Origin of the sequence: Agrobacterium sp. NPDC058088 (assembly GCF_042885035.1) — a bacterium.
Lineage (GTDB): Bacteria > Pseudomonadota > Alphaproteobacteria > Rhizobiales > Rhizobiaceae > Agrobacterium.
The window spans coordinates 43983-54441 of sequence record NZ_JBHVSU010000017.1; the positions used below are offsets into that span (position 1 = coordinate 43983).

Annotated in this window: 10 protein-coding genes and 4 pseudogenes; 11 read left to right on the forward strand and 3 right to left on the reverse strand. The window is 52.6% G+C overall.

Going from position 1 to position 10459, the window contains the following annotated elements; genetic code table 11:
• Position 1: 1 nt before the first annotated feature.
• From ACFVTJ_RS24700 to ACFVTJ_RS24710, 3 genes are all read left to right on the forward strand, one after another.
• Positions 2–760: an MOSC domain-containing protein gene (locus tag ACFVTJ_RS24700; RefSeq protein WP_386911164.1), complete on the forward strand. Its 759-nt coding sequence runs from the start codon at positions 2–4 to the stop codon at positions 758–760.
• Between the two features lie 202 nt (positions 761–962).
• Positions 963–1556: a hypothetical protein gene (locus tag ACFVTJ_RS24705; RefSeq protein ID WP_386911165.1), complete on the forward strand. Its 594-nt coding sequence runs from the start codon at positions 963–965 to the stop codon at positions 1554–1556.
• 100 nt (positions 1557–1656) lie between these two features.
• On the forward strand, positions 1657–2109 hold the full coding sequence (locus tag ACFVTJ_RS24710; protein WP_386911166.1) for a hypothetical protein: 453 nt from the start codon (positions 1657–1659) through the stop codon (positions 2107–2109).
• 237 nt (positions 2110–2346) lie between these two features.
• Here ACFVTJ_RS24710 and ACFVTJ_RS24715 read toward each other — a convergent pair whose 3' ends face one another.
• Positions 2347–2625, reverse strand: coding sequence for a hypothetical protein (locus ACFVTJ_RS24715; protein WP_386911167.1), 279 nt, complete (start codon positions 2623–2625; stop codon positions 2347–2349).
• Positions 2626–2971: 346 nt separating this feature from the next.
• On the opposite strand from ACFVTJ_RS24715, the gene ACFVTJ_RS24720 reads away from it, so the two are divergent.
• Both ACFVTJ_RS24720 and ACFVTJ_RS24725 read left to right on the forward strand, forming a co-directional pair.
• Positions 2972–3610 (forward strand): hypothetical protein, encoded by a 639-nt coding sequence (locus ACFVTJ_RS24720; RefSeq protein ID WP_386911168.1) that lies wholly within the window; start codon positions 2972–2974, stop codon positions 3608–3610.
• Positions 3611–3665: 55 nt separating this feature from the next.
• A complete protein-coding gene (locus tag ACFVTJ_RS24725; protein WP_386911169.1) occupies positions 3666–4115 on the forward strand; it encodes a hypothetical protein in 450 nt (149 codons plus the stop codon).
• Between the two features lie 114 nt (positions 4116–4229).
• On the opposite strand, the pseudogene ACFVTJ_RS24730 reads toward ACFVTJ_RS24725, so the two are convergent.
• Positions 4230–4580: pseudogene (locus ACFVTJ_RS24730) on the reverse strand (MbcA/ParS/Xre antitoxin family protein).
• Between the two features lie 338 nt (positions 4581–4918).
• Here ACFVTJ_RS24730 and ACFVTJ_RS24735 point away from each other — a divergent pair.
• A pseudogene (locus tag ACFVTJ_RS24735) lies at positions 4919–5550 on the forward strand (CatB-related O-acetyltransferase).
• Between the two features lie 91 nt (positions 5551–5641).
• A pseudogene (locus ACFVTJ_RS24740) lies at positions 5642–6213 on the forward strand (peroxiredoxin).
• A gap of 105 nt (positions 6214–6318) precedes the next feature.
• On the opposite strand, the gene ACFVTJ_RS24745 reads toward ACFVTJ_RS24740, so the two are convergent.
• Positions 6319–7482 carry an ATP-binding protein gene (locus ACFVTJ_RS24745; RefSeq protein ID WP_386911170.1) on the reverse strand — a complete coding sequence of 388 codons (1164 nt, stop codon included), beginning with the start codon at positions 7480–7482 and terminating at the stop codon, positions 6319–6321.
• Positions 7483–7648: 166 nt separating this feature from the next.
• Between ACFVTJ_RS24745 and ACFVTJ_RS24750 the strand changes: the two are divergent.
• The 4 genes and pseudogenes from ACFVTJ_RS24750 to ACFVTJ_RS24765 all read left to right on the forward strand — a co-directional run.
• A pseudogene (locus ACFVTJ_RS24750) lies at positions 7649–7855 on the forward strand (T6SS immunity protein Tdi1 domain-containing protein); the annotation flags it as partial.
• Positions 7856–8251: 396 nt separating this feature from the next.
• Positions 8252–8665 (forward strand): hypothetical protein, encoded by a 414-nt coding sequence (locus ACFVTJ_RS24755; RefSeq protein ID WP_386911171.1) that lies wholly within the window; start codon positions 8252–8254, stop codon positions 8663–8665.
• Between the two features lie 608 nt (positions 8666–9273).
• Positions 9274–9585 (forward strand): helix-turn-helix domain-containing protein, encoded by a 312-nt coding sequence (locus tag ACFVTJ_RS24760; RefSeq protein WP_386911172.1) that lies wholly within the window; start codon positions 9274–9276, stop codon positions 9583–9585.
• A 145-nt stretch (positions 9586–9730) separates the two neighbouring features.
• Positions 9731–9979 carry a hypothetical protein gene (locus ACFVTJ_RS24765; RefSeq protein WP_386911173.1) on the forward strand — a complete coding sequence of 83 codons (249 nt, stop codon included), beginning with the start codon at positions 9731–9733 and terminating at the stop codon, positions 9977–9979.
• The last annotated feature ends 480 nt before the right edge of the window (positions 9980–10459 follow it).

Here is a 10459-nt window from a genome sequence, read left to right on the forward strand (position 1 = left end):
GATGACGGAGCGCATTCGACCAATGCCGACAATCGGGAAAATCGTAGAAATATGGCGATACCCAGTGAGCTCGCTCGGCGGGGAATTATGCCATGAGGCCGACATCAGTCTGAATGGGATGACGGGAGATAGGCGTTTCGGCCTCTTTGATCCCGTGTCCGGCGTAGTCGCTGCGCCGGAAAAAGACGCTCGTTGGCGCCCGGCGCTTTTTCTTAAGAGCGCCATGGATGAGAATGGCGTTCGTATTGGGTTTCCGAACGGACGATGGCTATACCTCGAAGATTCTCAATTGCCGCAGGCGCTGTCAGCGCATTTCGGATTTGAAGTGGAGATCGGCAGCTATGTCGCGGCGGATCCTCTGGCACCCTCTGTTCCGCAGATCAGAAATCGCTATTCGGTATCGCCCCTGCATTTAGTGACTACCTCCTCGTTGTGCGAACTTCAGCGGATGACGCCACAAAGCTCTATCGACCGGCTGCGTTTTCGTCCCAACATCCTACTTGAAACGGAAGACATGTCCGGCTTTTCGGAATTTGGCTGGATCGGCGACGCCATCAGTTTCGGCGCAGTTGAGGTCACGGTAACGGAAACGACAAAACGCTGTGGCATGACACTTATCGCGCAGCCGGAGCTGAAGGAGCAGCCTGAAATCCTGCGAACGATGCTGAGAAACACCAGTCGCGCGCTTGGCATTTATTGTGAGCCCAGGACAACAGGCCGTATTAAGATCGGCAGTACTGGGAAAAAACACGTCGGGTAGCCAGTTGTCTGCGGTGAGATGCGTCACAGCTTGCGCAGAGGTTATTTAAGTGTCCCTCTCGGCAGGTATGCCAAAGCGCGTGCCGACCAACGCAACAATTAAGACTGCTTACTATTGAGGGCTTGAGAGATGTAGTCTCTTTCCCGATGAAGGTAGGTGGTATTTCGTGTTCCCCGCTGCTGCGCAAAAAGGGATAAGAATCGTGAAGAATGCTATCAGCTTAGCCGTCTTTTTTGCTTTGACCGTATCATCGTCATCAAGTCAGGCGAAGGAGCCGAAATTCTCGACTCGTTTGATTATTTCCGTTGATGAGCCGCTGAATAAAGAAGGTGGGGCGGTAATCATATCTGGTCGAAAGGTGTCTGATGATGAATGGCGCGCCCTAGCTGCAGATTCGGGACCTGGGGACGCTCGCGAAAAGGCGTTTCATATAAGCGTGTCGTCGCCTGCATCTATCGTGGATTTTGTTTACCCTGAGAGCGGAACCTACAGTTTTAAGTTTCAATCTCTTCCTGGCAGCAACGCCCCGCCCCTTAAAACTCGGGAGGTTTTAACTGGCAGCGCTGAGGTAGCCGATCCGGAAACCAAAGAGCAGGTGAGTTGGCCATCGATGAGCGTCATTTATGTTGAGGGTGCCACCTATAATGAGGGATGGGCGCGGATATTCGCTTCCACGTTCGATCTGGCTTTCAATAGCGAGGATAAAGCTGCCATCTCTATCGAGCGTTTCCCTGCGGGCCGTGTTTTATCGTTATCCCAGAGCGCGATTGTAACCTTTGTGAGGGATTCCAAATGAGCCAGTTGCTCCCGGTATCGCTGTCATTTCGTCTCAATAGGAGAGATATCGGTCTGGGTGGTATTGGCTTCCACGGCGATTGAAGAGGATTCTCGTAATTTTGGACTTCATTGGGAAAGATTGCACGCTCGACCATCAGGCCATCCGAAACAGGAATTTCGCGGCGAGGATTTATCCCGAATTTCCAAGCGGGGAGGAAATCGTTCTTGTCGCCACGCGTATCGGCAGTGACGAGATTGATTTCGCTGCTTACGAGTTCGGTCAGTCTCCGTGCCAATTTTTACCGCAACCGGTCGGGTCGGTGCTTGATGCGCTGTTTGAAAATTCGCCCTATAACCTTCTGATCCATTTTTCAGGTCATGATGTTTGGATCTGGGCGCCGGAGGATCACGAATACCTCGTTGTCTTTGGTGATACCAATTTGGTCCAGGCGATAGAACGAAGTGACATATTCTCCTACAGCTTTGCTGAATATCTGGGCAGTGGTGCTTTGTCGCAAGCGACAGTCACACATCTTCGCGGCGTAGCATCGAACTATACGATCGGGGAATAGCGGGCGAGCCCGCTGAGGGCGGATCATGGATGTGCTGGAAGGGTCCGGGAATGTGTTCGCTGGCCGGTACAAGGGTAACCAAAGCTCATTTCACGATGACACCTTACGATACGATCGTGTTGTGCCTGGAAGCAGATTTTAGATGTTGGAGCAGCGTGAGCTGTTCTGCATGAAGCAACGCCTCGGGAGAAGAAAACTTTTTCGCTATTCCGCTGACATAGAAGGTCGGTGCTTTGGTTAAAGCAGATCGACTATCATCATAGCCCAAAAAAAGACGAGCATGGCGATACAGGCCGGGCGGAAGAGATAAAATCGCTGCCAGTTCGTGAGGCGGAGGTCGTTGTAGTGCATGGATCTGTCAAGTCTGACGTGATCCATGTTGCTGTCGACAGAAAAATCGCCACCGTTCTTCTTGTAGAAATTATACTCCCGAACCTGCGCGATAATCTGTTGCACAGCCAGAAGGCCAACCGCGATAAGAGCCGCAGAAAAAATGACGATCTCAAGTATCAGCAAGCGTTTCTCCTCTACAATCAGTTGAAACGGCGACGTATCCGGGTGTGCATCAAATCGTGGGAGACGAAGTGCCAAACCGCTTCAATGATGCAATTGTCTTTAAAAACTACGCAATGTCGATTTTTTCGTCCAGTATCTGACAGCGATGTGGAGCGGTATTTCGGACAGGCGAAAGGTGGGCTTCCACGAGCTTGATGCGGACACAGGGATAAACTGTCATGTGAGGCCGCATATTAGAGCATCGGATTGCGCCCTAAGTAGATAGACGGAAATATAAAAACCAAAATTTCGTCGAGGAAGACGAGAAAATCGAGATGATGTCGGCAAAAATAGAAATGAATTTAGCATGATTGGCGTGTTTGTTAGACTAATAATTCTTGCGGTTGCATTGCCTATTTTCTCGGAGACGTCCGGGGCGGCGGCGAATGCTGAGGTAATAAAGCCAGTACAAACTCAGGTCACGATAATCGTCGATAATGCTGTGCTTCAAACCGGCGGAACGGTTCTCGTGGTGCCCCAAAAGGTCTCCCGGGACGTCTGGGATAGACTGCCCAAGCGACCGGAGAATTCCCTGCTTCGGAATAATCCGAAATCTCGGGTGATCGGGGACGCGGATAAATTGCTGGAGGTGATGGTCTCCAGCAAGGTTTCCGTTGTCGAGTTCGACTATCCAGCCGATGGGACTTACGGGTTTAATCTGGTTCCCGGCGATAACACTAGGCCGTCCGCCCTGCGCACGAAGCGCATTTTGGTGGGCAGCGGATATTATACCGATCAAAAGACAGGAACACGAGTGGACTGGGGCGAAGTTTCAACGATCCACATCTATGGGCCGGACGTTGATGAGAGTTTTAGCCGATCGGTCAGGATCTCATCGAACGAAATAATGAATATTGGCGCCGACAAAATCGCGGGTGAGGGATTTGTCGTACATCGGCTCAGTGATAGGCAAATAGACCGTGCGGTGATCAAAGAGCCGAAATAAAAAAGAATATGTCTATATTACCAATATCCCGGCAGGCCGTCGACATGAGGCAACGATGAAATCCGATCGATATGGAATAGACAAGGAATTCTGCCGCAGGAACGGTTGTAGGATCTTCTTTGGGGTGGATTGGCTGGATGACGCCGAATTTGAAGCCTTCAAGGCATTTTTTGGCTCGCGTCGATTGTTCGTTTCAAGCGGGGATAAACCAATTGAGGAATCACCCACCTCAACGTTTTCCGAGGCTGTGAAATTGGAAAGTGAATTTGTCGATGACGACAAGTATATTCTCTCATCTAATGACGCGTTGGTTTATGTAAGTGATGATCGCGATGTTTACCTCGTTGCCGCATCGAGCGAGCGTATTGCAACGTTGATCACCGAAATATCAGCCCGCGGCGGGAAAACATATTCTTCCCTCGTGCGCAGCGGCACAGTCAAACCTAAGAGGCAGGTCAGGGCTTTATTCGACTATTGGGCAGATCTGAATTTCGAGATCGCCTGAACAGCTGGCTGCGCAAGTTCGAGGTTAAGACCCCGGTAATCCCTGGCATGTGCGCTCGGTTCAACGGTTGACGCGGTTCGCGGTCTCAACGCATACGCTGCGCGCCGCAGGCGGTCAGGCATGCACGCCGGCGTCTATCGCGTCGATGTATTCGAGTACTTCGTGAGCGCGCCCGTCTCGAACAAGCTGCATTGCCGTGTGGCCAGAAAAGCCTGAGAGAGGTTCTGAACGATACCACGCCTATGCCATGAGCGCAGACCCGAAACGGGCCTCAACCTTGTTGATGACTTCGATCATTTCGCGCAGCCGCCGTTGGGTTTTGTCCGACTTGATGCGTTCTTTGCGCTGTACGGCATCTTTGCCCAACCCGGCACTGCGGGCGATATCGTCGCTTGTTGTATGAAGAACGTCGGCGATTTTTCTTGGCGCGAACAGTCCTTTGTCAGCATATTGTGCCAGAGCCATGATCGCCTCCTTTGATCAGCCAACGATGCTGACGCAATATGGCGTCAGAGTTGCAGGCGTTGAAGGTATGTGTCCCTTATAGCTGCTAGGACGGACGCAATGGTCGAACATCCGACTTGGCCCATCAGCGCCAAAAGGCGTCTTCATCTCCGCGCCAATAGGTTACGTTTTTGCTCGCTCGGAGACCTCTCATGAAAACTATTCATGGAAGTGATAAGGGCGGCAAGCTGTACTTGACGCCCTGGCAGCAATATCGTCGATCAGCACAGATCAATCAAGCCTGTCAATGTGGGATATCTCGCCGTTGCCCGGCAATCAGCCAGTCGAAAAGGGTCTCCATGCCGCTCCTCGATGCGGACGCAATCCATCCAATCACTCTGCCTGACGGTCGCGTCCATTCGGACACGGTCTACCTGAAGAACGTCATCGACCATCCGCGTATCGACGTCGGTAACTTCAGCTATTTCACGCATTCCGGAACATTGGATGAAACGGCCCAGATACTGGCACCCTATCTCGGTCACGCGTGTCGCGAGCGTCTGGTTATTGGCAAATTTGTGCAGATCGCTCGGGGCAGCTATTTCATAACCAGTTCGGCCAATCATCCGATGGCTGGTTTCACGACATATCCATTTCGAATCTTCAAGCCCGAGACATTCGGATACAAGGACCTTCCTGTTCGAGACACTGTTGTCGGCCATGACGTTTGGATCGACCACGACGCGGCAATTATGCCGGCGTTCACATTGGTGCTGGCGCCATCGTTGCCGCAGCCTCAGTGGTCGCGCGCGATGTCCCACCTTATGCAGTGGTTGGCGGCAATCCGGCCCACATCATTAGAATGCGGTACTCAGCTGAGGTGATAAACGACCTCCTCGATATCGCCTGGTGGGATTGGTCGATCGCGAAGATCGAAGCTAATTTGACATCCTTGAGAAATGGTGACTTGGCCGCTCTCAAGAGCGCCTAGCATGTCTGCCTCGGCCTGTCGGAGATATGGGTTGGTAATGGTCTAAACTCAGCCGCTGCTGAGAGTAAGCGTAACGACAAATGAGGCAGCAATGAGCGACTTCGGGAACGATGGGATCGAATTGGTTCCCCAAGACGATGGAGCAGTTGAGCATCTGCTTGGAATGGAAGTGCCACGCATTGCTTTGCAGGCGACAGATGGGACCGCGGTGGACCTTTGTGGTCCTGGCATATCTGTCGTGTACGCATATCCTCGGACAAGCCCACCGGGAGGTAAGGCACTTGACGGGTGGGATGCAATCCCGGCGCGAGGGGATGTACACCGCAATCCTGCGCGTTCCGCGATCATTTCGCGGAACTGAAGGCGCTAGGCGCTAGCCATCTATTTGGCCTCTCGACCCAGACTACGGAATATCAACGCGAGGCTGCGGAACGGCTTCACCTTCCGTTCCCACTTCTTTCGGATCATTCGCTCCGTCTGGCATCGGCGCTTGGCTTACCGATGTTCAAAGCAAGCGGTCTGACCCTGTTACGCAGGCTAACGATGATCATCCAGGCGGGTGTCATCAGGCATGTCTTTTATCCCGTGCATCCGCCGGAAAAGAATGCGGAAGCAGTCATAAGTTGGTTGAAAACCAATAGTGTTGTCGACGCGGTGCCATGACCGATCCGGGCCAACAGGTGTCTGCTGCTCAGCGCCAACCTCGTCATCGATTAAGTAAAAGAAATTTGAGGCCCTTCACATTCTCCGTACTGGGAGGACATCGGGCTACTGGTCTTGTAAAAGGCGGCCCGCAGTTGGAAGCGACATTGCGGTCACATTGTTTGGCAGAGGAAATGACTCCTCTCCAGGATAGATGACAATGCGCTTTATGGGCTGGAGATCCTCGCAAGCAAGGTGAAACCCTTTTTCGATTTTCGGCGACAGACTTCGCTTTATCTCTATTGCCCAAGGCTTTTGACCTGGAGGGGTGAGCAGAAGATCGATCTCGGCGCCGGCCGCCGTACGGTAGAAGTTGGCCGCAGTGCCGTGAGGCGAAGAGGCAACGAGTGTTTCGATCACAAAACCCTCCCAGCTGGCGCCGACAATGGGATGTCCGAGAAGTTGCTCGGTGCTTCCAAGCCCAAGAAGTGCGTGGGCAATGCCGCTGTCCCTAACATAGATTTTGGGTGATTTGACTAACCGCTTACCGATATTGGTATGCCAAGGTTCGAGACGACGCACCAACAGCAGGTCGACGAGAAGATCAAGATAGGAAGCCACGGTCTTGCCATCGACCCCGAGTGAGCGAGCGAGTTCGGCTGCGTTAAGAAGCCCGGAGTGATGATGGGCCAGCATGGTCCAGAATCGTCTCAAAGTCTCAGCGGGAATGCGCGGTCCCAGCAGGGGAATATCGCGTTCGAGATAGGTACGAATGAAATCCTGGCGCCAGCGCATGCTCCCACGGTCGCTGGAAGCAAGGAAACTATCGGGAAATCCGCCCCTTAGCCAAAGTTTCTCCAGTGCATTTGCCGGCACTTCCAATCCATCGACAGGCTGCATTTCAAGATAGGCTATTCGGCCAGCCAGTGTTTCCCCAGATTGTTTGAGGAGATCAATGGAAGCCGAGCCGAGTAGCAGGAACTGGCCGGTGCGCCGTCCAGAGCGGCGATTGCGATCGATCAAGCCCCGCAGAATCTGGAACACGTTAGGCAGACGATGAACTTCGTCAAGGATGACGAGTTTGTCACCGTGACTTGCAAGATAGAGCTCCGGTTCCGATAGTTTGGCGCGGTCTGCTTCTGATTCCAGATCAAGATAGATCGAGGGCCGGGTTTCTCCAATATTGAGTGCAAGTGTTGTTTTGCCGACTTGGCGAGGGCCCAACAGTGCAACCGCAGGACTTTCATCTACGAGATGTCGGAGTTCGGCTTCAATTCTTCGTTCAATCATCCTTGCATTTATGGATTTTTATTCCATAATTGCAAGGATAAATTTGAATGGCGTTAGGTGCGTGGCCGCCCAACCGCTTCGCCGCGACCTGCTCGCCACTTGCGGATATTTGGTGAAACGCGACTAATCTTACCATCGGCGAGGCAACGTCAAAAAGCTTTTCAAGCCGCCATGTGCCAAGTTGGGAAAGCTCGGCGTCGGGCACATGTATGGTTTCAAACCGATCCTCGCACTTGATGGCAACAGAGCCCTGGAAAGCCTGACGATCTACGACGCGTTGCCGCATACGGCGATCCAGGGGCAGGCTCAAGAGATGCAGTTGATGGATAACGCCGCGTTTCCGCCTCGGCCGGTGGGCGTGATTGGTTCATGAACTCGGCCCAATGACCGCTTTTGGCGGATACCGTTGAGAAAGTCGGCTGACCCCGCTACCAATGCCAAAACCGGCGTGACGGGAAAGACATCTCGACACGCCCCGACAACGGAAGCCTCCGCGCAAGATTAGCACGCGCCTTTTTCAACGGTATCGGCCAGAAGCGGCCATCAAAGAAATCATGAACTTTGGCTACATACCTGCAATCAGATGATAGGTGCGGCGGCAGCAAACGGAGAGAGGAGTGGTCATGAAGAATGTCTTCGGTTTATGGGCTTCCTAAATCGTTCTCTATGTGATCCTCTTTGCTATCAATGACGGAGCCCTTCGCGCTAATCAACCATTAGACAGACGTGGTGGATGCGGCACGACGACCAACAATGGAAATAGAACTGCATGACGCCTGAAATTCACGAGCTTTACAAAACAATCGTCACAGCTATTCACAATGCTATTCCGGATCAGGGTTGGACGGAGGCAAGCTATCACTATCATCGCATTACCCAATTTGCCGAGGAAACTGGATCTTTCAAGCGAGATGACGGCAGTGTCGTATCGTTTGTGATCGAAGATGACGGTTCTGATGCACTAAGCGATCTGCGTAAAGCCATGGTGCGCCAGAGCGACAATCGTCACGCATGGTACTCCGCGACAGTCAGTCTCCAGCAAGATGGTGGCTTCAAGTTCGATTTCGTCTACGACACCCTTCCCACATTTAAGATAATCCCTTCGCCTGCAAAGTGGGCAGATGAGTTTCGCGCTTACCCGCGTCCAGAGCTTGAGCCTTTCGTGCCAGAAATTCCGGACTGACGCTTGACCGCGGTCGGCAACCTAAAATGTTCAGTCCGGTTTCAACTAGCTCATCGACCTAACGCAGTTGACGGGTTGGTTCACGCCATTCCGACGGATTTTGGCCTTTCTGAAACCTGACCGGTTTGGGCCGGTCGGAGACATTGCAATGGTTTGGTAAAGGTCTAATCTCAGCGGCTGCTGAGAGCAAGCGTAACGACAAATGAGGCGTCAATGAACCTTGATGGCCCGGATGCGCCTTTTGGCATGGAAGAGACGGTTCCGTAGATCGTCAGCACGCTTCTGGCGCAGCGTGGCAAGCCAAGGGCTTCAGTATCTTGACCGCGACGGAAGGACTGTTCCATTGTGAGGCTTTCGCAGGCTCCAGCATTTTTCTGAAAGACGAAGGTAGCCCATTTGCGGCGAATTCATATAACGCGCGACGGGCAGCAAGGCCGTTTTAGGGAGAAGTCGGGTTACTATAGCGGCTGACAGATGGTTGAAAACGGTCACGATGATGCAGTCTTGCAATTCGCAACGAGTCATAAAGCCGAGTTTTCTGAGCATACATGTGAGTTGCGATTTCTCTTAAGTGCTATTATATTGGCATTAATATATCCGATGTGCGCATGGGTGATAATATGTTAGCATTTAAAATGTCTTCTCCTGTGGAGGTTATCCGGGACCTGGCGGACAGAATGAAGCGCCGACGGATCCAGCAAGGATTGACCCAGCGCGAATTGGCTGCGAGATCGAATGTTTCCTACGGATCGCTGAGGCTATTTGAAGAAACCGGCAAAATTTCCCTCGAAAGTCTGGTGAAAATTGCCTTTGCTCTTGAGGCGGAAGCGGAATTCGAACGGCTGTTTCCAGGTCTGCCGCCACAGAATATCGATGATGTCATTGATCGTCCTCTCAAGCAGCGTGTGCGCCGTAAATGAAGTTCACGTCAATCCAGAAGATGAGCATTTGTCTGGAGCTCGAAGGGAATGAGAAAAAGCTCGGCTGGCAGTTTTCTCGGCGGTTTTTCTTCAGGCAATAGGTAAAGTTGCTTTTGGAACATAGCTCGCGGACTTCCCATCACCCTTGTTCGTGTTCATCAGCTTCACGTTGACCGCTGCCTTTTTCCTCAGCCTCTTTCGCAAGGGGGTAGGGGACTTGGCGTGCGGACCGATTGCTCTACTGAATATCAGCACGGCACTGACCTATATGTGCTTTTTTTATGCGTTGAAGCTGATCGAGCCGGCGATCGTCGGTGCGGTCGAGATCGGCATTGGGCCAGTTCTGGCCGTAATTATCACGCTGATCCTGTCGGGGTTCGGCCGACAAAATTGAGAATGGTCGTTTGCGTCGGCATTTCGGCCGGATGCGGTGTGCTGGCAGTTACAGCCCGACAAGGCACGGGATTTACGGTCGAAGGCGAAAATGCATGGTATGGGCTAGGCGCCAGCGCTGCGGCGGGATTAGGAGCCGTCCTCATCACAATCGCATCAAATCGCTTCTCGGTCGCGGATGGAAGTTCGGCGCGGTTTTGGCTCATCGCTTCTACATCATCTTGCCGCTGTCGCGGATCCTAACGTTCGGCTCTGACCTGTCGGGCATTCAATGGTCGGCAGGCTTGATTGTCTCGCTGGTCTCCGTCTCTCTTATCGGCGTCCTCATACCGCTTTACCTGTTGCAAGTCGGAATAGGTCGCTGCGATCCTTACACGGTCATGGTTTGAATAGCCCCGAGTTTCGTAGACACCCCCGGGTTAGATTTTCTGCTGCCTCTCGAACTCGACGGGCGACAGCATTCCGTTTCTGACGTGTTTGC